The following is a 26,984-nucleotide window of genomic DNA, read 5'->3' on the forward strand; positions in this document are numbered from 1 at the left end:
GGTTCCGGGGCCTCTGCCTGAAAGGGTAGAGGCCCGCCGCTCGAGAGTTTCCTGCCGTGAATCAACGCCCCCTCGTCAGTATCGTCATCCCAGCCTTCAACCCGCGCTTCTTCAGTCAGGCATTGGAAAGTGCGCTCGCCCAGACCTACGAGCACATCGAGATCGTCATTTGTGACGATTCGTCCGGCGACGATATCCGCGACATTGTCGAGGCCTTCATCGAGCCGGCTCACCCGGCTCACCCGGTTCGCTACTTGCGTAATCCGCAGCGTCTGGGCTTGCAGAAGAACGTATTGCGTTGCGTCGAAGAAGCCCGTGGCGAATTCATCAAAGTGCTGTGTGATGACGACCGTCTGTTTTCACCCAGCGTAGCCTTGCAGGCGCAGGTGTTGATCGACCACGCGGACGTGAATGTGGTCTTTGCCCTGCGGATGCTCAGCGACGCCGGCAATTTCATCCTGCCGCCACGGGTCGACAATTGCCGGTTCTCACCGAACGACGCCTTGCTCAAGGGCGATGACATGCTGGCGATCTTCGAAGGTACGCCGAAGAATTTCCTCGGCAACTTCAGTTCGACCCTGATGCGTCGCGTCGATGTACTGGAGCTGTTGCCGGCGCTGATTCAGGAAGGCGCCGGTTTCGTCGCCATGCTCGATTTCGCCTTGTTCGTGTGCTTGATGCGTCGCGGCAATCTGGTGTCGCTGAGCACTGTGCTGAGTACCGAACGTTTGTACCCGGAGCGTCTGAGCAAAACCCCGGAAATGGTCAAGGCCGCAGCGGTGGAGTGGAGCTGGCTTTCGCAGATGCTCGCGGCACGCAGCGGTGAATCGGCACCGGCATCGGGTTGGGTGCGCTACATCGAGCTGACTAAAATCACCGACCAGCCCCACGCCTGGGAAGAATTGTGCGTGGTGCGCATTTTGGGCAACCGCAACACAGTGGTGAATGGTCGGGTGGGCGGGGAGAGCGAAAGCTACGCCGATTTCTATCGCGAATGGCTGGCGATCCGCAGGTTCTCCGATGTCGAGCAGCAGCTCATGCCGCAACGCCTCGACAGCTGGGCGTTCCGTCCGCAGATCGTGCCGATTGTGATCGACAGCGGCGCTGACAGTGCAGCGCTGAACACTACGTTGCAAAGCATCAGCCGACAGCTTTACACGCCGCAGGCGGTGGTGGTGCTTTCTGATGCCTTGTGCGCGACAGACGATCGTGTGGTGCAGTTGCCGTTCCAGGCGGATTGGGCGCAACAACTCAACGCGGTGGTGCCGCAGCTGGAAGGCGCTCACTGGTTTTATCTGCTGCATGCTGGCGACACTTTGCGCGAGTCGGCCCTGCTGATCCTGGCTGAACGCATTGCGGGTTCGGTGGGCATTCTCTGTGCCTACAGCGATGAGGGCGCGCTGGTCGATGGCGAGTCGATCGACCCGGTGTTCAAACCCGATTTCAATCTCGATCTGATGCGTGCTTATCCCTACGTCGGCCGAACCCTGGCCTTCGAGCGGCAGCGCTTCATGACGCTGGGCGGCTTCGATTCGGCTCACGGTGAGCTGGCGCCGCACGATTTGTTATGGCGTCTGGTGGAAGAGGCCGGGCCGCAAACCATTGAGCACATCGCCGAAATCCAGATTGAGTCGAGTCAGTCTTTCGCCGCCTGGCTGTCGTTGCCGGAGGTGATCGAGAACAATGCCGGGATGGTCAGCGCACACCTGGATCGTATTGGTGTGGCGCACTCGATCCGGCAGGAAGAGTTGCCGTTGATCAACCGAATCGACTACCTCCATGGGGCGCGCCCTTTGGTGTCGATCATCATCCAGACCGGCGATTCGCTGTACGCGTTGCAGCGGTGCATCGAAGGTCTGATCGAGCGCACGGCTTACAGCCAATACGAAATCCTGATCGTCGACAGCGGCACGGACGACCCGGCGATGCTCGACTGGCTGGAGGCGATGGCGCAGCTGGGCGCCGCAATGCTGCGAGTATTGCGTTACGCCGGTGATGCCAACGACGCGGCGATCCGTAACTTTGCCGCGAGCCTGGCGCATGGCGAATATTTGCTGCTGCTCAGCGCGCAGACAGTGATCTGCGACAGCGACTGGCTGGATGAAATGCTCAATCACGCCCAGCGCCCCGAAGTGGGTGTGGTCGGTGCTCGTATCCTCAGCCCCGAGGGCTCGATCGTCAGTGCCGGGTTGATTCTTGGCCTGGCCGGGCCTGTCGGTTCACCATTTTATGGCGAAGCGGCCGGTTCTCGCGGCTACATGCAGCGATTACACGTAACCCAGAATTGGAGTGCGGTGAGCAATCTCTGCCTGATGGTGCGCAAGCAAGTGTTTGATGAACTCGAGCAGTTCGATGAGGTGACCTTCACCCAGGGCCTCAGCGACGTCGACTTGTGTTTGCGGGCAGGCAACGATGGTTATCTGGTGGTCTGGACGCCTTACGCCAGCGTGGTATGGGTGCAGCAAGAGGTGTCGCCGGCAGGGCTTTCGACACTGGCACTGCGCGAGCGTGAACAGGAGGATTTCTATCGCAAATGGCTGCCGAAGATCGCCAAGGATCCGGCCTACAGCCCGGCGCTGAGCCTTGGGATTTCCAGCTTCAGTCTGGAGCCGTCACTGCGCAATAACTGGAACCCGTTCTGCACCCGTGCCTTGCCGTTGATTCTCGGTCTGCCGGTTAACAGCACCGCCGTTGGCCATTACCGGGTAACCGCGCCACTGGCTGAGCTCGAAGCAGCCGGTCGGGTGATCGCGCGGGTGGCCTATGAGTCGCCGTCGACCGTGGAGATCGAGCGTCTGTCACCAGACACGATCATTCTGCAAGGGCGTTACAGCGAAGGCGCTGCGGGTGACATTCTGCGGATGAAAAAGTACTCCAGTGCGCTACGAATTTTCGAACTCGACGACTACATCGTCAGTGCGCCGAAGAAAAACACCCACGCCCGCAACAAACCGGTCAATACCGAGCAGCTGTTGCGCGAAGGCATTGGCCTGTGCGATCGCGTAGTGGTCACCACTCAGCCGCTGGCCGATGCCTTGTCGAGCATGCACAGCGAAATCCGCGTAGTGCCGAACATGCTATCGCCGGCACCATGGGCGACGCTGACCAGCCATCGGCGCACCTCCAGCAAGCCGCGAGTCGGTTGGGGCGGCGGCACCAGCCACACCGGTGACCTGGAGATCATTGCCGAGGTTGTGCGCGAACTGGCGGACCAAGTCGAGTGGGTGTTCTTCGGCATGTGCCCTGATGCCTTGCGTCCGTATGTCCACGAGTTTCACTCCACCATCGGCTTGCAGAGCTACCCGTTCAAACTGGCCAGCCTGAACCTCGACCTGGCGCTGGCACCGCTGGAATTCCATATCTTCAACGACTGCAAAAGCAACCTGCGCTTGCTGGAGTACGGCGCCTGTGGATACCCGGTGATCTGCACCGACACCGAGGCCTATCGCGGCCATCTGCCGTGTACCAGGGTCTATAGCAACAGCACGGACGAATGGCTGCAGGCGATCCGCATGCACCTGGCCGACCCGGACGCCAGCTACCGTATGGGCGATGAATTGCGTGAAGCGGTTCACCGCGATTTCATGCTGCGGGGCGACAACCTCAATCACTGGTTGTGGGGTTGGTTGCCTGACTGATCCCGTGATTACCCTCTAAACGTCAAAAGATCGCAGCCTTGGGCCGCTACAGGGATGTATTGATACCTGCAGCAGTTGTCCAAGGCTGCGATCTTTTTTGTCCTGCGCAATTGGCTCACTTCCTGCAAGTCCCCCGTATATCGCCATAAAACCTTCACCCCAATGGGTGTGAACGGCTCAATGGCTGCGGGTAAATGATGTGCATCTGACGGTCCGCCCACCCTCGCGAGGGTGCCCAGGCCGCGCGAAGAGCAAGAGGACAGCGATGAAGGCAGTAATTCTGGCAGGTGGTCTCGGTACGCGGATCAGCGAAGAGTCGCACCTCAAGCCAAAGCCAATGATCGAGATCGGCGGCAAGCCAATTCTTTGGCACATCATGAAACAGTACTCCGCCCACGGAATTCATGACTTCGTGATCTGCCTTGGCTACAAGGGCTATGCGATCAAGGACTTCTTCGCCAACTACTTTTTGCACACTTCCGACGTCACTTTCGACATGCGCAACAACCGCATGGACGTGCACCAGAACTACAGCGAGCCGTGGAGCGTCACCCTCATCGACACCGGTGAAGAAACCATGACCGGTGGCCGCTTGCTGCGCGCCGGCCGTTACCTCAAGGATGAAGAAGCCTTCTGCTTTACCTACGGCGACGGCGTCTCCGATATCAATATCCGTCAACTGGTGGACTACCACAGCGCCCACGGTCGCCTGGCGACCGTCACTGCCGTACAACCGCCGGGCCGTTACGGTGCCCTGGAGCGTCACGGCGATCAGGTGCTCGGTTTCACCGAGAAGCCCCGTGGCGACGGTGGCTGGATCAATGGCGGCTTCTTTGTGCTTTCACCGAAAGTGCTGTCGTACATCGGCGGTGACGAGACCACCTGGGAAGCCGAGCCCTTGGCCCGTCTGGCCCAGGATGAACAGTTGAAGGCCTTCGAGCACGAAGGTTTCTGGCATCCGATGGACACCCTGCGTGACAAGAATCACCTCGAAGCGTTGTGGCAGAGCGGGGAGGCCCCATGGAAACAATGGGACTGAGTCCGGAGTTCTGGCGCGGCAAGCGGGTCCTGCTGACCGGCCACACCGGTTTCAAAGGCAGTTGGCTGACGTTGTGGCTGCAAAGCCTGGGGGCTGAGGTCAGCGGTTTTTCGCTGGACCCGTCGACCGAGCCGAGCCTGTTCGAGCTGGCGCGGGTGCACGAAGGCATCAACGATCAGCGCGGCGACCTGCGTGACCTCGGCGCGCTGCTGGAGCTGATCGCCGAAACCCAACCGGAAATCGTCCTGCACCTGGCAGCCCAGCCGCTGGTGCGCGAAGGTTATCGCGACCCGCTGGGGACATACTCCAGCAACGTCATGGGCACCCTCAATTTGCTCGAAGCGATCCGCCAGGTCGGCGGCGTGCGGGCCTGTGTGCTGGTGACGACCGACAAGGTCTACGCCAATCAGGAATGGCTGTGGCCGTACCGCGAAAACGAAGCCCTCGGCGGACACGATCCCTACAGCAGCAGCAAAGCCTGCTGCGAGTTGCTGGCGCAGTCTTACGCGGCGTCGTTCTTCCCGGCCGACAAACATGCCGAACACGGTCTGGCCCTGGCCACGGCGCGTGCCGGCAATGTGCTGGGCGGTGGTGATTTTGCGCCGGAGCGTTTGATTCCCGATGTGCTCAAGGCCTGGTCCGCCGACGAACCGGTGACCCTGCGTTACCCACAAGCCGTACGCCCGTGGCAGCACGCGCTGGAGCCGTTGGCCGGTTACCTGCAACTGGCCGCCGGGCTCTACGAAAAGGGGCCGGCATTTGCCGGTGCCTGGAACTTCGGCCCGAGCGAAGCGGATATGTGCAGCGTCGGCGAAGTCGTCGAACTGCTCGCCAGCCGCTGGCCGCAAGCCCGTGGCCTGCGCATCGAACCAAGTGATTTGCATGAGGCCGGTCTGCTGCGCCTGGACAGCAGCCGTGCCCGTCAACAGTTGGCCTGGCAGCCCCGCTGGTCGTTGCAGCAGTGCCTGACCCAAACCCTCGACTGGCATTTGGCGTGGCGGAACGGTGACGACATGCGCGCCATCACGCTGAGCCAGTTGAACCTGTACCGAGGCGCGCTGTGAGCGAGTTTCTGTTGCAGCCATTGCCGCTCGCCGGACTGTTCAGCGTGCAGCACAAACGCTTCGAAGATGAGCGCGGGCACTTTGCGCGGCTGTTTTGTGAAGGCAGCCTGAGTGCATTCGGTGAGCCGTTTCATATCCGCCAGATCAACCATTCCTGCACCCGCGAACGCGGCAGTGTGCGCGGTCTGCATTACCAGAACGCCAGCGCGCCGGAAGCGAAAATGATCACTTGCCTGCGCGGTGAAGTCTGGGACGTCGCGGTGGATCTTCGCCCCGACTCCGACACCTTTCTGCACTGGCACGCCGAACACCTGCGGGCCGGCGACGGTCGCAGCCTGTTGATCCCTGCCGGGTTCGCCCATGGCTTCCAGACCCTGACCGACGACGCTGAATTGCTCTACCTGCACAGCGCGGATTACACGCCGGTGCACGAGGGTGGTTTGAGCGTGAACGATCCACGGCTGGCGATTGCTTGGCCGTTGCCTGTCAATAATCTGTCGGCACGGGATTCCAGCCATCCTTTGCTTGATGAACACTTCGCTGGAGTACGTGTATGAACTGCCGTGGTTGCGGGACTTCTCTGGCCTTGCCGCTGATCGATCTCGGCACCTCGCCGCCGTCCAACGCGTATGTGCGCGCCGATCAGCTGGAACAAGCCGAGCAATGGGTACCGCTGAAAGTGGCGGTGTGTCAGCAATGCTGGCTGGTGCAGACCGAGGATTACACCAGCGCCGACAGCCTGTTCGACGCCGAGTATGCGTATTTCAGTTCGTTCTCCAGCACCTGGCTGGCCCATGCCGACAAATACGTCGCCGAAATGGTCGAGCGTTTCGGCCTCACCGCCGACAGCCGCGTGGTGGAAATTGCGGCCAATGACGGTTACCTGTTGCAGTACGTGGCCGGGCGCGGCATCCCATGCCTGGGCGTCGAGCCGACCCGCAGCACCGCACAAGCGGCGCGGGAAAAAGGTCTGGAGATCCGAGAGCTGTTCTTCGGCCGCGACACGGCATCACAACTGATCGCCGACGGTTGGTCTGCCGACCTGATGGCGGCCAATAACGTGCTGGCCCACGTGCCCGACATCAATGATTTCCTCGGCGGTTTCGCGACATTGCTCAAGCCGACCGGCGTGGCGACGTTCGAGTTTCCGCAGTTGCTGACCCTGATGGCCGGGCAGCAGTTCGATACGCTGTATCACGAGCACTATTCCTATCTGTCGCTGACCGCTGTCCAGACCCTGTGCGCGCGCAACGGTCTGGAAGTGTTCGACGTCAGCCAGCTGTCGACCCATGGCGGATCGCTGCGGGTCTTTGTCCAGCGCGCCGACGGTGTGCGCCGCGAGGTGCAGCCAGCGGTGGCTCAGCAGCTGCAAGCCGAACTCGCCGCCGGGGTGAAAACGCCCGAGTACTACGCGACCCTCGCGCCCGCTGCCGAACGCATCAAGCACGAACTGCTGCGTTTCCTGTTGCAGGCCAAGGCCGATGGCAAGCGCGTGGTCGGTTACGGCGCGGCGGCCAAGGGCAACACCTTGCTCAACTACGCCGGGGTCAAGCCGGACCTGCTGGCCTGGGTGGCCGACGCCAATCCTCACAAACAGGGCAAGTACCTGCCGGGCAGCCGCATCCCGATTGTTTCGCCCGCGCAGATCGAAGTGGAAAAGCCGGATTACGTCCTCGTGCTGCCGTGGAACTTGCTGCACGAAGTCAGTCAGCAACTGGCCCAGGTGCGCGAGTGGGACGGCCGCTTTGTCATCGCCGTGCCTGAGTTGACCGTCCTGTGAAAGTCCTGGTCACCGGGGCGACCGGGTTCGTCGGCAGGCATCTGGTCGAGGCCTTGCTCGCCCGTGGCTGCGAAGTCCGCGCCGTGGCGCGTAACGCCGAGACCGCCGCGAAATTGCCGTGGATCAAGGCCGTGGAATTCGTTGCGGCGGATATTCACGCCGCCGACCTCGACATTGCCGCACTGACCGATGGCATCGATGCCTTGGCGCACCTGGCCTGGCCAGGGTTGCCGAACTATCAGGCGCTGTTTCACTTCGAGCACAACCTGATGGCCGACTATCGGTTCATCAAGGGCGCGGTGGAGGCGGGCGTCTCGCAAGTGCTGGTCACCGGCACCTGTTTTGAATATGGCTTGCAGAGCGGACCGCTCAGCGAGCAGACCGCGCCTCTGCCGAGTAATCCTTACGGCCTTGCGAAGAACACCTTGCGCCTGTTCCTCGAAAATCTGCAGCGGGTTCAACCGTTCAAGCTGCAATGGGCGCGGCTGTTTTACCTGCACGGCGAGGGGCAAAACCCGAACAGTTTGCTGGCGGCGCTGGACCGGGCCATCGATGCCGGCGATGCCAGTTTCAACATGTCGGCCGGCGAGCAGCTGCGCGATTACCTGGCCATCGACACGGCCGCCGGCTACCTCGCCGCCATCGTGCAACAGCGTGAATTCGACGGCGTGATCAATTGTTCCAGCGGCCAACCGGTTTCGGTTCGGGCGCTGGTCGAGCAGCGCCTGCGCGAGCGTGGCGCGGCGATCCGCCTGAACCTCGGTCACTACCCATACCCGACCCACGAACCGATGGCGTTCTGGGGCGTGGCGGACCGTTTGCAACAGCTACTGGGAGCAGAGCATGAGGCATGAGTTGTATCGGGTCGCCGACCTGCCGGTGTTGCAGAACCGCACCTTTGCCGACCCTGCGTCGGCGAAAGCGTCGGCGTGCGCCGACATGGTCTTGGTGCAGGACGAAAAGAGCGGGTTGATCTTCAACCAGGCCTTCGATGCCGACAAGCTCAGCTACGACGCTGACTACCAGAACGAACAGGCGCACTCGGGCCAGTTCCAGAAGCACTTGAGCGATGTCGAAGGCATCATTGCCCGTCACTTCAAGGGTCAGGAACTGATCGAAGTCGGCTGCGGCAAAGGCTACTTTCTCGAGTTGCTGAAAAGCCTGGGCTACGCCATCACCGGCATTGACCCGGCCTACGAAGGCAACAACGCTGACGTGATCAAGGCGCCGTTCACCCGCGGCCTGGGGCTGGCGGCGGACGCCATTGTGCTGCGCCATGTGCTGGAACACATTCAGGACCCGGTGAGTTTCCTCGCCGAAATGGCCGACGCCAATCAAGGCGGGCAGATCTACATCGAAGTGCCGTGCTTCGACTGGATCCTCGAGCACCGTGCCTGGTTCGACCTGTTCTACGAGCACGTCAATTATTTCCGCCTCGACGACCTGCGCCGGATGTTCGGCACGGTGCACGAGGCCGGTCACCTGTTCGGTGGCCAATACCTGTACATCGTCGCCGACCTGTCGACGTTGCGCCTGACCCCGGATCAACCGGTGTCGCGCCTGACGCTGCCCGAAGATTTCACCACCAGCCTCGACCGAGCCGTGCAGATCATTCAGGCCGCGCCCGAGCAGGGTTCGGCGATCTGGGGCGCGTCGTCCAAAGGCGTGATCTATTCGCTGTTCCTGCAACGGGCCGGCGTGGCGGTGGATCGTGTGGTGGATATCAACCCGGCCAAACAAGGCCGATATCTGCCCCTGAGTGGCGTGCGGGTGTCCTCGCCACAAGAGGCCATGGATGCGTTGCCCGAAGGCGCCAACCTGTTTGTGATGAACTCCAACTACCTCGAAGAAATCAAGCGGATGACCGATGGACGCTACGTCTATCACGCCGTCGACAGCGCTTCGTTCCAGTGACCATTGAGAATTTTGAAATGACCGACAACAGCATCAATAAAGCCTTCGAAGCCGAATGCCGGGAACAGATCGCCCAGCAAGGTGATGACCAGAAACTCACCGGCCTGGCCCGGGACTTCTTCAACGAATCGGCCAAGCACAAATACAGCTACCACTTCTCGTGGATGGGCCGTCCGATCATCCAGCTGCCGCAAGACATGATGGCCATGCAAGAGATCATCTGGCAGGTCAAACCGGATCTGGTCATCGAGTGCGGCATCGCCCATGGCGGTTCGATCATCTACTACGCATCGTTGCTTGAGCTGCAAGGCCACGGCGAAGTGCTGGGTATTGACCTCGACATCCGTCCGCACAACCGCGAAGCCATCGAAAGCCACCCGATGAGCAAGCGCATCAAGATGATCGAAGGTTCGAGCATTGATCCTGCAATCGCTGCACAAGTGCGCGCCGCGGCCGAAGGCAAGAAAGTCATTCTGGTGCTGGACTCTAACCACACTCACGATCACGTGCTCGAAGAACTGCGTCTTTACGCGCCGTTGGTCTCGGTGGACAGCTACTGCGTGGTGATGGACACCGTGGTTGAAGACATGCCGGCGGACTTCTTCCCGGATCGTCCTTGGGGCCCGGGCGATAACCCGAAAACCGCAGTGTGGAAGTACCTGGAAGAAAACAAGGACTTCGAGATCGACCAGCAGATGCAAAACAAACTGCTGATCACCGTTGCGCCAGACGGCTATCTGCGTCGCGTTCGTTAATCAAAAGTGGTTTCAGGTTCTTGGCGATTGGCCGGTTGTGGGGATAGGAAGATGCAGGTTCAAAACAGTGCTCAAAACAACGTTGCACCGCTGAACGAGCGGTTTACGGTGGTGGTGATTTCTCACAACCGGAACGCGTTCCTGCGGCGCACTTTGCAGTACTACAGCAGCTATCCCTGCACGGTTCTGGTTCTGGACTCCTCTGCTGAGGGTGACGAGAACATGGCCCGGGACTTCCCGTCGGTCGACTATCGCCACTTGCCGCAATACACCTACAAGGGGCTGCAGGAAAAACTCACCTACGGCGTCAATCAGGTCACCACGCCTTACATGGTGTTTGCTGCCGATGACGACTTCCTGCTGCACCGCGCACTGACCGAGTCGGTGGAGTTTCTCGAAGCCAACCCCGACTACGGCCTGTGCCACGGCTACGGGATCATGTACCTGACCCGCGCCACTGAAGTGAACTACTTCCGCCGCGACCGCAAGGTTCATGAGGATTACAACTCGGAGCAGGCTGAAGACCGTGTCGTGCGGTTCATGGATAATTTCCTGCCGCCGTTCTATGCGGTCACCCGTACCGATCTGCTGCAACAGTGGTACAGCCTGCTGCCACCGGGCACCGGTTTCGAATGGCAGGAGATCGGCCACACCTTCTACCTGCTGGCCTGTGCGAAGGCACGGATCCTGCCGATTCCGTTCGCCGTGCGGGAAATGAACTATGGCGCCTCGGACCACAACACCAACGTGTTGACGGTGCTGACCTTCAAAGACGCCAAAAGCGTTGCCGAGCGCGAGCAGTTTGCCGAATTCCTGGCCTCGATCCCGACGCCACTCAGCGCCAAGGGGGCGGTCCAGGCCAAGCAGATCGCCCTGGACAGTTTTACCGCCATGGCCGATTGCCTGATCGAAGGTCGCTCGCTCAAAGGCACCATGATTATTCGCTCGGCCTGGCGCGAGGCGGGGGAAGAGCCGATTCGTTCGTTCGGCCCCGAGCAATTCGTCGAAATGCCGTTCTACAACAAACCGGTGTTCGACCTGCTGACCGAGTTCGAATTCCTGCTGCATGCCATGCCTGCCGGACGCCTGCAACTTCAGGAACTGGAAGGCATCCTGCTCAAGCAGCATGAGTTGATGCAAATTCACCCCAATGACACTGACCGCACTGTGCGTAGCCGGTTGTGGGAGGCCTTGAGCCTGAACGTGTTCAACCGGGCGGTGGTCAAGCGCCTGGCGGAGTCGTTGAAGGACAGCGAAGAGCCGGAAGAAGGCCTCAAGCTGCAAGCCTGGGCCGAGCGACTGAACGCTTTACCGGGTCAGCAAGACCGCCGATTGTTCGAGAACATGCCGTCCGGCCGGTTGCTGAACTGGCTCGAAGCGCGTAACCCGGATGCCGCGCAGCTCAAGGCGATCGCCGCACAGTTGGCCAGGCACAATGGCGGTCCTCAGTTCGGCATTCTGTTGCTGGATCTGGACGCCGACATGGTCAAGTTGCAGGCGACCTTCGATAGCTTGGTCGCTGGTCACTGCAGGGCGTTCAACCTGGTGGTGTTCACCACCGGTGATTTACCGGCGACCACGACCGTGCGCGACACCGTGCACTTCGTCAAAGTCAGCACAACCAATTATGTGGAGCGCATCAACCAGATCGTCGCCCAGTCCACCGCCGATTGGCTGTTGCTGGCCGAGGCCGGAGATCAGTTCACTGCCAGCGGTTTGCTGCGCGCCAGCCTTGAGCTGGCCGGTGCCGAGGGTGTGCGTGCGGTGGCGATGGATGAGCTTCAGCGTCAGGCCAACGGCGCTCTGGCGGATGTATTCCGTCCCGGGGTCAACCTCGACCTGCTGCAAACCGTGCCGTCGTTGATGGCGCGCCACTGGTTGATCCAGCGTGATGTGTTGGCTCAGGCCAAAGGTTTCTCGACCGAGTCCCCCCAGGCTCTGGAGTTCGATCTGTTGCTGCGCCTGATCGAGGACGGTGGCCTGGCAGGGCTGGCGCATCTGGCCGAACCCTTGCTGATTTGCAATGCCCCGGTAGAAGAATCCAGCGCTCAGGAACGTCAGGTGCTGACCCGCTCTCTGGCGGCGCGCGGTTATCGCGCTCAGGTCAGCTCGGCACTGCCGCTGACGTACCAGATCGACTATCAACACGCTGAACGGCCGCTGGTATCGATCATCCTCCAGAGCCAGGACAACCTTGAGTCGCTGCAACGGGCGCTGGTCAGTGTGCTGCAACGTACCCGTTATCAGCGTCACGAAGTGCTGATTGCTGACAACCACAGCCAATCCGAAGAACTCGCAACCTGGCTGAGCAGCCTGGAAGGCAAGGGCGATCGCCTTCGTGTACTGCGCAGCGGTCAGCGCCTGAGCGCCTCGGCGCTGAACAATTTTGCCTGTGGCGAAGCCAAGGGGAACTACCTGGTATTGCTGTCGGCAGAATCCGAAGTGGTCAATGCCAATTGGCTCGACGCCATGCTCAACCAGGCCCAGCGTCCGGAAGTCGGCATCGTTGGCGCCAAACTGATGGACATTCGTGGCGTCACCACTCAGGCCGGTCTGGTCCTGGGTTTGAATGGCGATATCGGCTCGGTCTTTGTCGATGAACGTAAGGACGCCAAGGGCTACATGAACGGCCATCAGGTCGAGCAGAACTACTCGGCAGTGTCCGGTGCCTGTCTGATGATTCGCAAGGACGTGTTCGAAGCGGTAGGTGGTCTGGACGAGGAGCATTTCGACGAAGCGTTTGGCGATATCGACCTGTGCCTGAAAGTCGCCGATGCCGGTTACCTGACTGTCTGGACACCACAAGCGCAACTGTTGCATCCGGGCGTGCTGCCTGAGGCAACCCAGGCTCGCGCCGCTCTGCGCGACAAGTGGCAAGCACGCTTCGAACAGGATTCAGCCTACAACCAGAACCTGGCCTTGACCGGCAAGGGCTTTACCCTCGGCGACGCTTCCAGTGTGAATTGGGCGCAGTTGCTCGCATAAGCCTGGCTGACAGGTAAAAGGACTCAAGGCATGTTCAACGGTAAATCGATTTTCATCTCTGGCGGCACTGGTTCGTTCGGGCGCAACTTCATCCGCCGCTTGCTGGAGCAATACCAGCCCAAGCGCGTGGTGGTGTTTTCCCGCGATGAGCTCAAGCAGTACGAGATGCAGCAGACGTTCAACGCGCCGTGCATGCGTTACTTCATCGGTGATGTGCGCGACGCCGACCGTTTGCGTCAGGCCATGCGCGGCATCGATTACGTGGTGCACGCCGCGGCCTTGAAACAAGTGCCGGCGGCGGAATACAACCCCACCGAATGCATTCGTACCAACGTCAATGGCGCGGAAAATATCATTGCCGCGGCCATCGATAACGGCGTGAAGAAAGTCGTCGCGCTGTCTACCGACAAGGCAGCCAGCCCGATCAACCTTTACGGCGCGACCAAATTGCTGTCGGACAAACTGTTCGTGGCCGCCAATAACATTGCCGGTGAACAGCAGACTCGATTTGCCGTGGTCCGCTACGGCAACGTGGCGGGTTCGCGGGGTTCGGTCGTGCCATTCTTCAGTAAGCTTATTACCGAAGGCGCAACCGAATTGCCCATCACCGATGAGCGCATGACGCGCTTCTGGATCACGCTCGATCACGGTGTGCAGTTTGTGCTCGACAGCTTCGCCCGCATGCACGGTGGTGAAGTGTTTGTGCCGAAGATTCCATCGATCCGCATCGTTGATCTGGCGTCGGGCATGGCTGAACACTTGCCGCACAAGAACGTCGGCATTCGCCCGGGTGAAAAACTGCACGAGTTGATGGTGCCTCTGGACGACGCGCGAATGACCCTGGAGTTCGCCGATCACTACACCATTCAGCCGTCGATTCGTTTCACCAGCGTCGACGTGGATTTTGCCGTCGACAAACTGGGCGAGCAGGGCCGGCCGGTGAGCGAAGACTTCGAGTACCGCTCCGACACCAACCCGCACTTCCTTTCGGTGGGCCAGATCGCCGACCTGCACGCCGGGTTGCAGGCATGATTCCCTACGGTCGGCAAAGTCTAGATCAGGCAGACATCGACGCGGTGGTTGCTGTGTTGCAGTCTGACTGGCTGACTCAAGGGCCAACCATCGAACGTTTTGAACAGGCCATGGCCGAGCGCTGCCAGGCCGATTTCGCGGTGGCGGTTTGCAATGCCACGGCCGCGCTGCACATCGCTTGCCTGGCGGCTGGGCTCGCGGCGGGCGACCGTTTGTGGACCACGCCGAACACCTTTCTGGCCTCCGCCAATTGCGGTCGCTACTGCGGCGCGGAGGTGGATTTCGTCGACATCGATCCGCTGACCTGGAACCTCGATACCTTCGCACTGGAATCGAAACTTGAAGCCGCCGAGCGTGACGGTACGCTGCCGAAGGTTTTGGTGGCCGTGGCGTTTTCTGGCCAAAGCTGCGACATGCGCAAGATCGCTGAACTGGCTGAGCGTTATGGCTTCACCGTCATCGAAGACGCCTCCCACGCGGTGGGTGCATCCTATGCCGGACGTCCGGTGGGGTGCTGTGAATTCGCGGCAATGACGGTGTTCAGTTTTCATCCGGTGAAGATCATCACCAGCGCCGAAGGGGGCATGATCCTCACCAATCGTGTGGACCTGGCCGAGCGCTTGCAGCGCTTGCGCAGCCACGGCATGACCCGCGATCCGCAGCAGATGACAGAGCCGAGTCACGGTCCCTGGTACTACCAGCAAGTCGAGCTGGGTTTCAATTACCGGATCACCGACCTGCAAGCGGCACTCGGGTTATCACAACTGAACAAACTCGACGACTTCATCGAACGCCGTCGTGAGCTGGCGGCGCGTTATGACCGGTTGTTGGCCTACTTGCCGCTGACCTTGCCCAGTGCGCAGCCCGAGGCCGGATCGGCATGGCATTTGTACGTGGTGCGGTTGCAGACAGATCGCATCAATCTCAGCCATCGACAAGTATTCGAAGGTTTGCGAGCGGCGGGTGTCGGTGTGAACCTGCACTATATTCCGGTGCACTTGCAGCCGTACTATCGCGACCTGGGTTTTGCCGAAGGTGATTTTCCGCAAGCCGAGCGTTATTACGCCGAGGCCATCAGCCTGCCGATGTTTCCCTTGCTGAGCGACGAACAGCAGGACTATGTGATCGAGCAACTGCGGCGACTGACTCTTGAAGAGTAGTGCCTTGAACAGGAGTGAATCTTGAGCTGCGTAGCCATCATTCCGGCCCGGGGCGGCAGCAAGCGAATCCCGCGCAAGAACCTCAAACCGTTCGACGGCGTGCCGATGATCGTCCGCTCGATCTGTACGGCGCTGGATTCGCAGCTGTTCGATCAGGTGGTCGTCAGCACCGACGATGAAGACATCGCCGAGGTCGCGCGGGTGCACGGTGCTCAGGTGCCGTTCATGCGTCCGGCGTCGTTGGCCGACGATTTCACCGGCACGGCGGCGGTGATGGTGCATGCCTTGAATGAGCTTGCGGCGTTCGACTATGCCTGTTGTATCTACGCGACCGCACCCCTCTTGCAGGCACGGTTTCTGCGTCAGGGCTTTGAATTGCTGGAGCAGAACCCGGATAAATCCTTCGCGTTTTCCGTGGCCGGTTTCGGCTTTCCCGTGCAGCGTGCCTTGACCCTCGACGAACACGGCGCGTTGACGTCGTTGTACCCGGAGTTTCGCAACACCCGCTCGCAGGACCTGGCCGAAGCCTTTCAAGATGCGGGGCAGTTCTACTGGGGGCGCAGCGAGGCCTGGTTGCGTGGCGATGTATTGTTTTCCCCGGCGAGCCTGCCGGTGATTCTGCCGCGGCATCTGGTGCAGGACATCGATACCCTCGAAGACTGGAAACGCGCTGAATACCTTTACGCCGCGTTGAAGGCTGGAGGCGAACTGCAATGAGGGTGCTGATTCGCTCCGACGCATCGCCGACCATTGGCAGCGGGCATATCGCTCGCTTGTTGCCCCTGGCCAGAACCTTGCGCAAGCAGGGTTCACATGTTGCCTTTGCCTGTCGCCTGCTGCCGGGCCATCGGTTGGACAGTCTGGCGGCCGAAGGTTTTGAAACCTTCGCGCTGCCGGGGCGTTATCCCGATGAAGACCCGCAGCAAGGCATCGAATCCATGCTGCCGTGGCAGGCGGACATCGACGCGTTGGCGCAGGCATTGGAAAACCATCCGCCGTTCGACTGGATCATCGTCGATCACTACGGCCTCGACCATCACTGGCAAACGGCGGCCCGGCGCTGGGCGCTACGGATCGCTGCGGTGGATGATCTTGCCACTCGCCAGTACGCCGTCGACCTGCTGCTCAACCAGAACCTGTCGGGCACGCCAGCGGCCTATGACTCACTGCTCACGCCTGGCTGCCATACGTTGTTCGGCCCACGTTTCGCGATGCTGCGCGATGAGTTCCGTTGCCCGGCGATCCCGATCAAACCGCAGGCCAAGCGGGTGTTGGTGAATTTCGGCGGCTTCGATGCGGCGATGCAGACTCATCACGCGATGCTGGCCATGGCGGATTTCGATGCGCTGGAAGTCGATTTCGTTGCCGGAGCCGACAACCCGGCCTGGGACGATATGCAGGCCATGGCGGCGACTCGGCCGAACTGGCGCTTGCACAGTTTTGTCAGCGACTTCTACCGGCTGATGACCGAGGCCGACCTGTTTGTCGGTGCCGGTGGCGGGACAAGTTGGGAGCGGGCGGCCATGGGGCTGCCGACGATTTGCATTGCGGTCTCGAACAATCAGCAGGCCAATGGCGAGGTCATGGCCGCCTCGGGTGCCCATGTCTACCTGGGCCCTCGTGAACAGGTGAGCGTTGAACAACTGCGCCAGGCCATCGGTTTTGTCGCGGGCAATCAGGGGATACGCCAGAGCCTGGCCGATCATTCGCGGCAATTGGTGGATGGTCGGGGGGCGCAGCGGGTGGCGGCAACGTTGGCCGGTGCGGTGTTGCAGATCCGTCTCGCGACCGCAGACGATGCACGGCTTCTGTTCCACGGACGCAACGCCGAGGCGGTTCGGCGCTGGTCGCTGGACGCCGGGGCGATTGAATGGTCGTCGCATCAACATTGGCTGGCCGCCAGTTTGAATAATGCGCGGCGCTTGCTGTTGATCGCCGAAACCGATGACGGTCCGGTGGGGGTGTTGCGTTATGACGTGCGCGGTTTTGAAGCCGAAGTCTCGATTTATCTGTTTGAAGATCGCATCGGCCTGGGCTGGGGCAGGGCGCTGCTGGTCCGCGGCGAGACGTTCGTGACGGCCCACTGGCCGCAACTGACCGCCATCACCGCCCAAGTGTTGCCGGACAACCAGCCTTCGCTGAAGGTGTTTCGCGAAGCCGGTTTTACTCAGAGTGCTTGCGCGTTCACGCGCGTATTAAAGGAACGCAGCAATGACTAGCTTCAAGATCGGCAACCGCTCCATCGGTGCCGACGCGCCGCCGTTCATCATCGCCGAGATGAGCGGCAACCATAACCAGTCGCTGGACATGGCTCTGCAAATCGTCGAAGCGGCGGCCAAAGCCGGCGCGCATGCCTTGAAGCTGCAAACCTACACCGCGGACACCATGACCCTGGACCTGGCCGAAGGTGAGTTCTTCATCAAGGACCCAAAGAGTCTGTGGGCCGGAACCTCGTTATATGCGTTGTACGAGAAAGCGCATACGCCGTGGGAATGGCACGCGCCGATTTTCGCCCGGGCCAAGGAACTGGGCATGCTGGCGTTCTCCACGCCGTTTGATGACAGCGCCGTCGACTTCCTCGAAAGCCTCGATGTGCCGGCGTACAAGATCGCCAGTTTTGAAAACACCGACCTGCCGCTGATTCGTCGGGTCGCGGCCACCGGCAAGCCATTGATTATCTCCACCGGCATGGCCAGTATCGCCGAGCTCGACGAAACCGTGCGCGCTGCCCGTGAGGCGGGATGCAAGGACCTGGTGCTGCTCAAATGCACCAGCACGTACCCGGCAACACCGGCCAATAGCAATGTGCGCACGATTCCACATTTGCGTGAATTGTTTGGCTGCGAGGTCGGCCTGTCCGATCACTCCATGGGCGTCGGCGTGTCTGTGGCCGCCGTGGCGCTGGGAGCGACTGTGATCGAAAAGCACTTCACCCTCGACCGTGCGGCCGGAGGGGTGGACGCCAGTTTCTCCCTGGAGCCGGCCGAACTGGAAAGCCTGGTGATCGAAACCGAGCGTGCCTGGCAGGCTATGGGCAAGGTGCATTACGGCGTGACCGAGGCCGAGCGCAAGTCCCTGGTGTACCGACGCTCGCTCTATGTCACGCAAGATATGGCGGCCGGAGAGCCGTTTACCGTCGCCAATCTGCGTGCCATCCGTCCTGGCCTGGGGCTGGCGCCCAAACACGCTGAAACCCTTCTGGGCCGCCGCGCCCGCCACGCCATCCAGCGTGGAACCGCGCTGGACTGGTCGTTGGTCGAATAACGCCTTGTCGGTCTGTTTCGGCAAAATAGCGTGACCTGCGAGTCATAACGCGCATCTTCACTGTATTGTATAAATCGGGGAGGTGGCGCCTGGTCTCTGTTTGGCCCAGTGATAGCCTTTTATTCTTCCCGTTGTCGCCTCCATGGGGCGACGTTTTTCTCTGTTTGTCGGCGCCCCTCGAATCATTACGAGCGGTGGTATTGGGCTGTTTATTATTGGGAAGCCGTAATGATTGGCATAAAAAGCATTGCGAGCTACGTTCCTGTAGCCGGCGTGGACAATTACGCACAAGGTGCAAAATTCGAAAAGGATGAAGAGTTCATCCTGGGCAAAATCGGTTCGGCCTTCCTGCCGCGTAAAGACGCCGGGCAGGAAACGTCGGACCTGTGTGTCGAAGCAGCCAACGCGCTGTTCGCCAACAACCCTGACTTGAAGCGTGAATCCGTCGATGTGCTGATCGTCGTCACCCAGAACGGCGACGAAGAAGGTTTGCCACATACGGCCGCCATCGTTCAGGACAAGCTGGGCCTGCCGACTACCGTGGCGGCGTTTGATATTTCCCTGGGCTGCTCCGGCTACGTCTACGGCATCTACGCGATCAAGGGCTTCATGGAAGCCGCTGGCCTGAAGAATGGCTTGCTGATCACCGCCGACCCTTATTCGAAGATCGTCGACCCGGAAGACCGCAACACCACCATGCTCTTCGGCGACGCCGCCACCGCGACCTGGATGGGCGAAAACGCGCCCTGGCAGCTGGGCAAAGCCAAGTTCGGCACCGACGGTTCCGGTGCGCCGCACTTGAAAGTCACCGACGGCGTGTTCTACATGAACGGTCGCCAGGTGTTCAACTTTGCACTGCTCAAAGTCCCGGCGCACTTGCATGAGCTGCTGGCTGACTCGCAACTGACCGCTGATGACATCGACGCCTTCTGCATTCACCAAGGCAGCGCCGCGATTGTCGACGCCGTGGCGCGCCGCTTCGAAGGCGAGCCGGAGAAGTTCATCAAGGACATGGTCGAGACTGGCAACACCGTGTCGTCGAGCATTCCGCTGCTGTTGGAAAAACACGTGCTGGACTCCGACTGGAAGCGCGTTGCGCTCAGCGGTTTCGGCGTTGGCCTGTCCTGGGGCTCGGCGATCCTCTACCGCCCTTGAACAAGGCGTCTTAGTCAAAGAAAGCCAGACACAAAAAAAGCGCTCAAGGTGTAATCTTGAGCGCTATTTTTTTGCCCGAACACAATGCGAGGCGCCATGAGCGAGTTCTTTGAGCACAACGTCGACGTCATCCAGCAACGCTGGCCGGCGTTGGCTGTGCGCTTGCTGGTCGAAGACACGAGCCTGCTACAGGCTGATCTGGTGGAAGGCCTGGGCTCGACGCTGAGCATCAATGGCATTCAGCTGACCAGCCGCCATGATCGCAGTCGCGAGGCCGTGCTTCAGGCCGACAGTTTGCCGCTCTACAGTCCGGTGGCGCACGTCTACGGCACCGGGCTCGGCGATCTGCAAATGGAGTTGCTGCAACGCGCCGGTCTTGAGCATTTGTACGTGCACATCCTCAACGGGGCCGTGTTTGCCCTGGTGCTGCAACTGCTCGATCAACAGCCGTGGCTCAGCGATCCCAGGGTCGAGCTGTTGTATGCCGGCGATCTGGGAGAAATCCAGCTGCCGTTTTTTGCCTTGCCCTCCGAGCTGGTACTGGCCGACGATTTCAGCGCAAAGATCCGTGATCGCCTGATCAGTGAAACCCATCTGACCTTCAACAATCGTGAGTTCGATCCGCAGTCGCCTGAAATCGTGGAGCGCTTGCAGGTCAGTCTCAAATGGTTGCTGGGCGATCGCGACGTGGCCGAGTTGTTCGGTTCACAGCCGGGGCGGGAGGTGTTTGTCATCGCCACCGGGCCAAGCCTGGAACAGCACTTTGCGACCTTGCGCGCCATTCGCAATGAAGCCGAGCGACCGTTGTTCATCTGCGTCGACACGGCCTATCGTCCGCTGCTCAAGCACGGCATTCGTCCTGACATTGTCGTCAGCATCGACCAGCGCATTTCGCAGCGGCACCTGCCGTCTGAAGGCACGGCCGACATCACGCTGGTGTACATGCCCATGCTTGATCCGGCGGTGATCGAGGCCTGGCAGGGGCCGCGTTATGCCGGTTATTCCGCGAGCCCGATCTACCAGCAGCTGCGTCGGCAATTGCCCAGGGGCGAGCTGTATGTTGGCGGCAGCGTGATTCACCCGGCGGTCGACCTGGCGGTGAAGATGGGCGCTGTGCAAATCACGCTGTTCGGCGCCGACTTTGCCTTCCCGGGTGACAAGACCCACGCAGGGTGGAGCGATGGTGATCTGGGGCCGCAGATGGGGGCTGCCAAGCACTGGGTGCTGGATGGCCACGGCCAGCGCATCAAGACTCAACTCAACTTCCGCAGCTATCTGTGTGAGCTGGAGCGTTTTATTGCGGGCCACCCACAGGTGCGTTTCCATAACAGCAGTCGGGCAGGGGCGATGATCGCTGGTACGGTTTTTCATCCGGAGTTTGCGTCATGAGCGCGCTTGAAACCTTCGTTGCCGATGCGCAGCACTGTGCAGCCTTGTTCCGTCTGGGGCGTGATGTCGAAGCCAGCCTGGTAATGATCGAGCTGGTCGGTGAAGTGCATCCGGCATTTGATTCCACGCCGCAGGCATCGCAACAGCAATGGGCATTTTTGCTCAGCAAAGTGTTCGCGTGTCAGGAAGCGCAGAACTGGCTCGCATTGGCCGATTACCTGGAATATGAACTGGTCGAGTTGCTGACCGAAAGCCTGTCTGTTTAAGCAATATCCCTTCTGTCGGTGCCGGCGAGTCCTCGCCAACCTGTCGCCGACATTTCCCTGGCGTCATTTTTTCGCTGCCGGATCATCGCCAACCCCTTGATTTACGGGGGGTGGCAACGTGATGGCAAATAATTTTGAAAATCCCCTAAAGCAAGTTGCATTGGCGACGATAACTATTACGAAGGTTCTCTAGGCCATACCCGGCGGTTGCCAGGGCCGGAAGCCGCAGTACCCAACCAACGAGGAATTCGTCATGGCTTTAACAGTAAACACCAACGTCACATCGTTGAACGTTCAGAAAAACCTGAACCGCGCTTCCGACGCTCTGTCGACATCGATGACTCGCCTGTCTTCCGGCCTGAAAATCAACAGCGCTAAAGATGACGCCGCCGGCCTGCAAATCGCTACCCGTATGACTTCGCAGATCCGCGGTCAGACCATGGCTATCAAAAACGCCAACGACGGTATCTCGATCGCTCAGACCGCTGAAGGCGCGATGCAAGAATCGACCAACATTCTGCAGCGTATGCGTGAACTGGCTGTTCAATCCCGAAACGACTCGAACGGCACCGCTGACCGCGCTGCTCTGAACAAAGAATTCGCTTCGATGTCGGACGAACTGACTCGTATCGCCAAGTCGACCAACCTGAACGGCAAGAACCTGATCGACGGCACCGCTGGCACCATGACCTTCCAGGTTGGTTCCAACACTGGCGCTACCAACCAGATCACCCTGACCCTGGACAGCGGCTTCGACGCAGCTACCCTGTCGGTTGACTCGGCTACCGTTCAGATCACTGGTAACAACTCGGCAACCGCCGAAGCTTCGATGAACAACGCGCTGACCAAAATCGACGCCGCTCTGGCCAAGATCAACTCCAGCCGTGCTGACCTCGGTGCTGCACAAAACCGTCTGTCCAGCACCATTTCCAACCTGCAAAACATCAACGAAAACGCCAGTGCTGCACTGGGTCGCGTACAAGATACCGACTTCGCTGCTGAAACTGCACAGCTGACCAAGCAACAAACTCTGCAACAAGCTTCCACCGCAGTTCTGGCTCAGGCCAACCAACTGCCATCCGCTGTACTGAAACTGCTTCAGTAATAGCTGAGTGAGTTTTGGCGGGGGAGTGTGCATGTCGCGCTCTCTCGCTTTTTTGGTTTAAGAGGTGATGGACATGGATATGAGCGTGAAGCTGAACTTGTCTTATCCTGCGGCCCCAAAGGCGACGGCTGTTGCCGAGAAGCCTGCGGAAAAGCCTCAAGCGGTCGCTGCGTCAGTGGTTGCTGTCAAGGATGAAGGTAAAAGCGGCTTAACCGAGCAGGAAAAACTGAAGATGGCCGTTCAGGAAATCGAAAAGTTCGTTCAGTCGGTCAAGCGTAATCTGGAGTTCTCGATTGACGAGCCTTCAGGCAAGGTTGTGGTAAAAGTGATTGCCAGCGACTCTGGTGAGGTGATCCGTCAGATCCCCAACGAAGAGGTCTTGAAACTGGCCAATAGTTTGAATGATGCAAGCAGCCTGTTGTTCAGCGCTAAAGCCTGACAACTGGCACGAATTTTGTTGCTATGTTCTTTTGGGCGTTGTAGTGGTCAAAAGGCCGGCGACACACTGAAGGGAGTTTCACATGGCAAGTCCAATTCTACCGGGCACAGGTTTAGGTTCCGGCCTTGATACTGGTGCTATCGTCAAAGCCTTGGTGAACGCTGACAAAGCGGCCAAGCAAGGTCAGATCGATCGTGGAACCGCCACTAACTCGGCGAGTATTTCCGGGATTGGTACCTTGAAGTCGCTGTTGGCCACGTTCCAGAAAGCGCTTACCGATCTGGGTAGTACGACAACCCCTCAGTTCACGGGTTTTGCCGCGACGTCGTCCGATGTAAAAGTGCTGACCGCTACGTCCAGTAACGCGGCTGTCGCCGGTAACTACGTGGTCGACATCACTAGCCTGGCCACCTCATCGAAAGTGGCTTCCGCTGCATTTGCCGGTGGTACAACCAGTGCGATCCCTGCTGGCACGCTGACCATCACCCAAAATGGCAAAAGCTATCCGGTAACTGTGGGTGCAGGCGCCACGTTGCAATCGGTGCGTGATTCGATCAACAGCCAATACCAGTCCAGTGGCTTGAGCGCCAACATTGTGACCGACAGTTTCGGCTCGCGTCTGGTGTTGGGTTCCACGACGACTGGTGCGGGTTCCGACATTTCCGCCAGCGGTATTGCCGGTCTGGAAATCGATGGGACCGCCCCGATGGTCACCCCGCCGACGGCCACTTCTTCGGGGGCTATTGGTGCTCCGGCCCAGGATGCGGTGTTTAGCGTCGACGGTCTGGCGATGACCAGCAAGTCCAACACCATCGACAAGACGATCTCCGGGTTGAGCCTGAATTTGCTCACCACCGGCAAGTCGACCGTCACCGTTGCGCCCAACAATGATGGTCTGAAGGCGTCGATCCAGAAATTCGTCGATGCGTACAACGCCGTCGCCAACGCTGTGACTTCGTTGACCAAGCCGTCCCTGGATGACGATGGCAAGCTGACCGTTTCCGCGGCGCTGACCGGTGACCCGCTGCCACGTTCGATTCTGGATTCCTTGCGGGGCCCGCTGTCACAGACCGGTGCCGGCGACAAGCTGACTGTGCTTTCCCAGTTGGGTATCACCACCAACCAGAAGACCGGCGCACTGGACTTTGACAGCACCAAGTTCAACACTGCAATGAACGACAAGAAGCTGGGCGGTGAGGTTCAGACACTGTTCACAGGTACCAATGGTCTGATTGAGCGTATGAACAACGCGATCAAGCCTTACACCGAAGGTAAAACCGTCAATGGCAAAGCAGTCGACTCTATCCTGGACGCGCGCGCCAAGAGTCTGGATTCAACCAAGAAAAAGCTGTCCAATGACCAGGCGGCCCTGGATCGCCGAATCGAGACCCTGACGGCGGTGCTGACCAAAAAGTACAACGACATGGATACTCTGGTCGGCAAGCTGAAAGCGACAGCCAGTAACATCACCTCGATGTTTGAGGCGATGACAGCGCAGCAGAAGAACTCGTAACACCCGAACCGCCAAAAGCCCGGCAGCGTTTTAGAGCGCTCCGGGCTTTTTGTTTTTGGATCTAAAGTTTTTTGACGCGTCGTCGATACACTGGTTATACGAACCACAGATTTCTGATGAGGTACAACATGAATCCAATGTTAGCCCTTCGCCAATACCAGAAGATTGGCGCTCAGGCGCAGACTTCCGAAGCCAGCCCGCATCGTCTGGTTCAGATGCTTATGGAAGGCGGACTGGATCGCATAGCCCAAGCCAGGGGCGCGATGGAACGCAAAGACATTCCGAACAAGGGCGTTCTGATCGGCAAGGCCATCGGCATCATCGGCGGTCTGCGTGAAGGTCTGGATCTGGAAAATCAGGCTGAATCGGTAGGCGAACTGGATAATCTCTATACCTACATGATGAAGCGTCTGGCTGAAGCCAATATCAAGACCGATCCAAAAATCCTCGACGAAGTCGCCGACCTGCTTCGCACGGTCAAAGACGGTTGGGATGCCATTGCCGCGCCGGGTCCGCAGTTTTAAGGAGATCACCATGAGTCTTGTCTTGCAGCGAATCGAACTAACCCGCGATGCCCTCGTCGGTGCATTGGCCGAGCGCAACTGGGAGGCCATTAGTGAATTGGACCTGGCTTGCCGTTGCTGCATGGAAGACGTCTTGAGTGAAGCTTCGGTGGATGAGGTCGCGTTGCGCGACAACCTTGAGGAGTTGCTGGGCGTGTATAAACAGCTTCTGGAGGCGGCGACAGGGGAGCGCCAGGCGATAGTCGACGAGATGTCGCAGATCCATCAAGCACAGAGCGCGGCAAAGGTTTACCATCTGTTTGGTTAATTAACCCTCAGTTAATCCAAACATAGTGCGCCATAAATTTGACTGTGCACGGTTTTTTGACTTAACTAGTGGCTGGTACCAGATTTCAGTCGTCTACAGGCATAACGTGTCTGCAAGCGTCTAGCTTGCCCCCTCATTTTGGGCATTGAGTTGACTAGGGAAGTTGCTATTGCATGTGGCGTGAAACCAAAATTCTGCTGATTGACGACGATAGCGTCCGCCGCCGCGATTTGGCGGTGATTTTAAATTTTCTTGGCGAAGAAAATTTACCCTGCGGTAGCCATGACTGGCAGCAGGCTGTCGGCTCTTTGTCCTCAAGTCGTGAAGTGATCTGTGTCCTCATCGGGACGGTCAATGCTCCTGGCGCACTTCCGGGCCTGTTAAAGACACTCGCAACCTGGGATGAGTTCCTTCCGGTTTTGTTAATGGGCGATAATTCTTCCATTGACTTGCCTGAAGACCAGCGTCGCCGAGTGCTTTCGACCCTCGAAATGCCACCCAGCTACAGCAAATTGCTCGACTCGCTGCACCGTGCGCAGGTCTATCGCGAGATGTACGACCAGGCCCGCGAGCGCGGTCGTCATCGCGAACCCAACCTTTTCCGTAGCCTTGTCGGCACCAGCCGGGCGATTCAGCACGTCCGTCAGATGATGCAGCAAGTGGCCGATACCGACGCCAGTGTGCTGATCCTTGGCGAGTCCGGCACCGGCAAGGAAGTGGTCGCGCGCAACCTGCACTACCACTCCAAGCGTCGTGACGCGCCGTTCGTTCCGGTCAACTGCGGGGCGATCCCGGCCGAGTTGCTGGAAAGCGAATTGTTCGGCCACGAGAAAGGCGCTTTCACCGGGGCGATCACCAGCCGCGCCGGGCGTTTTGAGTTGGCCAATGGCGGCACCCTGTTCCTCGACGAAATTGGCGACATGCCGTTGCCGATGCAGGTCAAGTTACTGCGCGTGTTGCAGGAGCGCACCTTCGAGCGCGTGGGCAGCAACAAGACCCAGAGTGTCGACGTGCGCATCATAGCGGCGACTCACAAGAATCTCGAAAGCATGATCGAGATCGGCACGTTCCGCGAAGACTTGTACTACCGCCTGAACGTGTTCCCGATCGAGATGGCGCCGCTGCGCGAACGTGTCGAAGACATCCCGTTGCTGATGAACGAGTTGATCTCGCGCATGGAGCACGAGAAGCGCGGTTCGATCCGCTTCAACTCGGCGGCGATCATGTCGCTGTGCCGTCACGGTTGGCCGGGCAACGTTCGCGAACTCGCCAACCTGGTGGAACGCATGGCGATCATGCACCCCTACGGGGTGATCGGCGTGGTCGAGCTGCCGAAGAAATTCCGCTACGTCGATGATGAAGACGAGCAATTGGTCGACAGCCTGCGCAGTGATCTTGAAGAGCGGGTGGCCATCAACGGTCATACCCCGGACTTCACCGCCAACGCCATGCTGCCGCCGGAAGGTCTGGACCTCAAAGACTACCTCGGTGGTCTGGAGCAGGGCTTGATTCAGCAGGCGCTGGATGATGCCAATGGGATCGTGGCGCGTGCCGCAGAACGCCTGCGTATTCGTCGTACCACGCTGGTGGAGAAGATGCGCAAGTACGGCATGAGCCGTCGCGACGGTGATGAACAGGCGGATGATTGACGCCTG

The 26,984-nt window shown here is 59.6% G+C and carries 23 protein-coding genes; all 23 read left to right on the plus strand.

What is annotated here, in order from left to right:
* Positions 1–56 precede the first annotated feature (56 nt).
* The 23 genes from FHL16_RS15145 (at position 57) to FHL16_RS15255 (ending at position 26,978) form a co-directional block, all read left to right on the plus strand.
* On the plus strand, positions 57–3,638 hold the full coding sequence (locus FHL16_RS15145) for a glycosyltransferase (RefSeq protein WP_077748612.1): 3,582 nt from the start codon (positions 57–59) through the stop codon (positions 3,636–3,638).
* A gap of 265 nt (positions 3,639–3,903) precedes the next feature.
* On the plus strand, positions 3,904–4,677 hold the full coding sequence (rfbF, locus tag FHL16_RS15150) for a glucose-1-phosphate cytidylyltransferase (RefSeq protein WP_008072576.1): 774 nt from the start codon (positions 3,904–3,906) through the stop codon (positions 4,675–4,677).
* Complete coding sequence (rfbG, locus tag FHL16_RS15155; protein WP_077748613.1) at positions 4,659–5,741, plus strand: CDP-glucose 4,6-dehydratase; 1,083 nt, start codon at positions 4,659–4,661, stop codon at positions 5,739–5,741. The genes rfbF and rfbG overlap by 19 nt, the downstream gene beginning before the upstream one ends.
* Positions 5,738–6,298, plus strand: coding sequence for a dTDP-4-dehydrorhamnose 3,5-epimerase family protein (locus tag FHL16_RS15160; protein WP_010457005.1), 561 nt, complete (start codon positions 5,738–5,740; stop codon positions 6,296–6,298). The genes rfbG and FHL16_RS15160 overlap by 4 nt, the downstream gene beginning before the upstream one ends.
* Positions 6,295–7,521 (plus strand): class I SAM-dependent methyltransferase, encoded by a 1,227-nt coding sequence (locus FHL16_RS15165; RefSeq protein WP_077748614.1) that lies wholly within the window; start codon positions 6,295–6,297, stop codon positions 7,519–7,521. Before FHL16_RS15160 ends, FHL16_RS15165 begins: the two co-directional genes overlap by 4 nt.
* Positions 7,518–8,375 carry an NAD-dependent epimerase/dehydratase family protein gene (locus FHL16_RS15170; protein WP_077748615.1) on the plus strand — a complete coding sequence of 286 codons (858 nt, stop codon included), beginning with the start codon at positions 7,518–7,520 and terminating at the stop codon, positions 8,373–8,375. The genes FHL16_RS15165 and FHL16_RS15170 overlap by 4 nt, the downstream gene beginning before the upstream one ends.
* Positions 8,365–9,435: a class I SAM-dependent methyltransferase gene (locus FHL16_RS15175; RefSeq protein ID WP_010457000.1), complete on the plus strand. Its 1,071-nt coding sequence runs from the start codon at positions 8,365–8,367 to the stop codon at positions 9,433–9,435. Before FHL16_RS15170 ends, FHL16_RS15175 begins: the two co-directional genes overlap by 11 nt.
* Positions 9,436–9,452: 17 nt before the next feature.
* On the plus strand, positions 9,453–10,190 hold the full coding sequence (locus tag FHL16_RS15180) for a cephalosporin hydroxylase family protein (protein WP_010456998.1): 738 nt from the start codon (positions 9,453–9,455) through the stop codon (positions 10,188–10,190).
* 51 nt (positions 10,191–10,241) lie between these two features.
* A complete protein-coding gene (locus tag FHL16_RS15185; RefSeq protein WP_077748616.1) occupies positions 10,242–13,175 on the plus strand; it encodes a TIGR00180 family glycosyltransferase in 2,934 nt (977 codons plus the stop codon).
* Positions 13,176–13,205: 30 nt separating this feature from the next.
* Positions 13,206–14,207: a UDP-N-acetylglucosamine 4,6-dehydratase (inverting) gene (pseB, locus tag FHL16_RS15190; RefSeq protein ID WP_077748617.1), complete on the plus strand. Its 1,002-nt coding sequence runs from the start codon at positions 13,206–13,208 to the stop codon at positions 14,205–14,207.
* On the plus strand, positions 14,204–15,367 hold the full coding sequence (gene pseC, locus FHL16_RS15195; RefSeq protein ID WP_077748618.1) for a UDP-4-amino-4,6-dideoxy-N-acetyl-beta-L-altrosamine transaminase: 1,164 nt from the start codon (positions 14,204–14,206) through the stop codon (positions 15,365–15,367). Before pseB ends, pseC begins: the two co-directional genes overlap by 4 nt.
* A gap of 21 nt (positions 15,368–15,388) precedes the next feature.
* Positions 15,389–16,084, plus strand: a complete 696-nt coding sequence (gene pseF / locus FHL16_RS15200) for a pseudaminic acid cytidylyltransferase (RefSeq protein ID WP_010456991.1) — start codon at positions 15,389–15,391, stop codon at positions 16,082–16,084.
* Entirely contained in the window at positions 16,081–17,586 is a 1,506-nt protein-coding gene (gene pseG / locus FHL16_RS15205; RefSeq protein WP_077748619.1) for a UDP-2,4-diacetamido-2,4,6-trideoxy-beta-L-altropyranose hydrolase, read from the plus strand. The genes pseF and pseG overlap by 4 nt, the downstream gene beginning before the upstream one ends.
* Entirely contained in the window at positions 17,579–18,631 is a 1,053-nt protein-coding gene (pseI, locus tag FHL16_RS15210; protein WP_077748620.1) for a pseudaminic acid synthase, read from the plus strand. Before pseG ends, pseI begins: the two co-directional genes overlap by 8 nt.
* Before the next feature lie 228 nt (positions 18,632–18,859).
* A complete protein-coding gene (locus FHL16_RS15215; RefSeq protein WP_010456985.1) occupies positions 18,860–19,786 on the plus strand; it encodes a ketoacyl-ACP synthase III in 927 nt (308 codons plus the stop codon).
* A 96-nt stretch (positions 19,787–19,882) separates the two neighbouring features.
* Positions 19,883–21,175, plus strand: coding sequence for a motility associated factor glycosyltransferase family protein (locus FHL16_RS15220; protein WP_077748621.1), 1,293 nt, complete (start codon positions 19,883–19,885; stop codon positions 21,173–21,175).
* On the plus strand, positions 21,172–21,441 hold the full coding sequence (locus tag FHL16_RS15225; RefSeq protein ID WP_077748622.1) for a hypothetical protein: 270 nt from the start codon (positions 21,172–21,174) through the stop codon (positions 21,439–21,441). Before FHL16_RS15220 ends, FHL16_RS15225 begins: the two co-directional genes overlap by 4 nt.
* A 253-nt stretch (positions 21,442–21,694) precedes the next feature.
* The gene (locus FHL16_RS15230) at positions 21,695–22,546 is read left to right on the plus strand and encodes a flagellin domain-containing protein (protein WP_008072599.1); all 852 of its coding nucleotides are present in this window, start codon (positions 21,695–21,697) and stop codon (positions 22,544–22,546) included.
* Between the two features lie 73 nt (positions 22,547–22,619).
* Positions 22,620–22,985, plus strand: coding sequence for a flagellar protein FlaG (locus FHL16_RS15235; RefSeq protein WP_010456977.1), 366 nt, complete (start codon positions 22,620–22,622; stop codon positions 22,983–22,985).
* An 82-nt stretch (positions 22,986–23,067) separates the two neighbouring features.
* The gene (gene fliD / locus FHL16_RS15240; RefSeq protein WP_077748623.1) at positions 23,068–24,498 is read left to right on the plus strand and encodes a flagellar filament capping protein FliD; all 1,431 of its coding nucleotides are present in this window, start codon (positions 23,068–23,070) and stop codon (positions 24,496–24,498) included.
* 128 nt (positions 24,499–24,626) lie between these two features.
* Complete coding sequence (gene fliS, locus FHL16_RS15245) at positions 24,627–25,022, plus strand: flagellar export chaperone FliS (protein WP_010456972.1); 396 nt, start codon at positions 24,627–24,629, stop codon at positions 25,020–25,022.
* A gap of 10 nt (positions 25,023–25,032) precedes the next feature.
* Entirely contained in the window at positions 25,033–25,329 is a 297-nt protein-coding gene (locus tag FHL16_RS15250) for a flagellar protein FliT (RefSeq protein ID WP_077748624.1), read from the plus strand.
* 173 nt (positions 25,330–25,502) lie between these two features.
* The gene (locus tag FHL16_RS15255; protein WP_010456968.1) at positions 25,503–26,978 is read left to right on the plus strand and encodes a sigma-54 dependent transcriptional regulator; all 1,476 of its coding nucleotides are present in this window, start codon (positions 25,503–25,505) and stop codon (positions 26,976–26,978) included.
* Positions 26,979–26,984 lie beyond the last annotated feature (6 nt).

Origin of the sequence: Pseudomonas sp. FSL W5-0299 (genome assembly GCF_005930655.1) — a bacterium.
Taxonomy (GTDB): domain Bacteria; phylum Pseudomonadota; class Gammaproteobacteria; order Pseudomonadales; family Pseudomonadaceae; genus Aquipseudomonas; species Aquipseudomonas mandelii.

Coding starts and splice junctions, on each gene's coding strand:
- rfbF (WP_008072576.1), top strand. CDS start 3,904: ATGAAGGCAGTAATTCTGGCAGGTGGTCTCGGTACGCGGATCAGCGAA.
- rfbG (WP_077748613.1), top strand. CDS start 4,659: ATGGAAACAATGGGACTGAGTCCGGAGTTCTGGCGCGGCAAGCGGGTC.
- FHL16_RS15165 (WP_077748614.1), top strand. CDS start 6,295: ATGAACTGCCGTGGTTGCGGGACTTCTCTGGCCTTGCCGCTGATCGAT.
- FHL16_RS15175 (WP_010457000.1), top strand. CDS start 8,365: ATGAGGCATGAGTTGTATCGGGTCGCCGACCTGCCGGTGTTGCAGAAC.
- FHL16_RS15180 (WP_010456998.1), top strand. CDS start 9,453: ATGACCGACAACAGCATCAATAAAGCCTTCGAAGCCGAATGCCGGGAA.
- FHL16_RS15185 (WP_077748616.1), top strand. CDS start 10,242: ATGCAGGTTCAAAACAGTGCTCAAAACAACGTTGCACCGCTGAACGAG.
- pseB (WP_077748617.1), top strand. CDS start 13,206: ATGTTCAACGGTAAATCGATTTTCATCTCTGGCGGCACTGGTTCGTTC.
- pseC (WP_077748618.1), top strand. CDS start 14,204: ATGATTCCCTACGGTCGGCAAAGTCTAGATCAGGCAGACATCGACGCG.
- pseG (WP_077748619.1), top strand. CDS start 16,081: ATGAGGGTGCTGATTCGCTCCGACGCATCGCCGACCATTGGCAGCGGG.
- pseI (WP_077748620.1), top strand. CDS start 17,579: ATGACTAGCTTCAAGATCGGCAACCGCTCCATCGGTGCCGACGCGCCG.
- FHL16_RS15215 (WP_010456985.1), top strand. CDS start 18,860: ATGATTGGCATAAAAAGCATTGCGAGCTACGTTCCTGTAGCCGGCGTG.
- FHL16_RS15220 (WP_077748621.1), top strand. CDS start 19,883: ATGAGCGAGTTCTTTGAGCACAACGTCGACGTCATCCAGCAACGCTGG.
- FHL16_RS15225 (WP_077748622.1), top strand. CDS start 21,172: ATGAGCGCGCTTGAAACCTTCGTTGCCGATGCGCAGCACTGTGCAGCC.
- FHL16_RS15230 (WP_008072599.1), top strand. CDS start 21,695: ATGGCTTTAACAGTAAACACCAACGTCACATCGTTGAACGTTCAGAAA.
- FHL16_RS15235 (WP_010456977.1), top strand. CDS start 22,620: ATGGATATGAGCGTGAAGCTGAACTTGTCTTATCCTGCGGCCCCAAAG.
- fliD (WP_077748623.1), top strand. CDS start 23,068: ATGGCAAGTCCAATTCTACCGGGCACAGGTTTAGGTTCCGGCCTTGAT.
- fliS (WP_010456972.1), top strand. CDS start 24,627: ATGAATCCAATGTTAGCCCTTCGCCAATACCAGAAGATTGGCGCTCAG.
- FHL16_RS15250 (WP_077748624.1), top strand. CDS start 25,033: ATGAGTCTTGTCTTGCAGCGAATCGAACTAACCCGCGATGCCCTCGTC.
- FHL16_RS15255 (WP_010456968.1), top strand. CDS start 25,503: ATGTGGCGTGAAACCAAAATTCTGCTGATTGACGACGATAGCGTCCGC.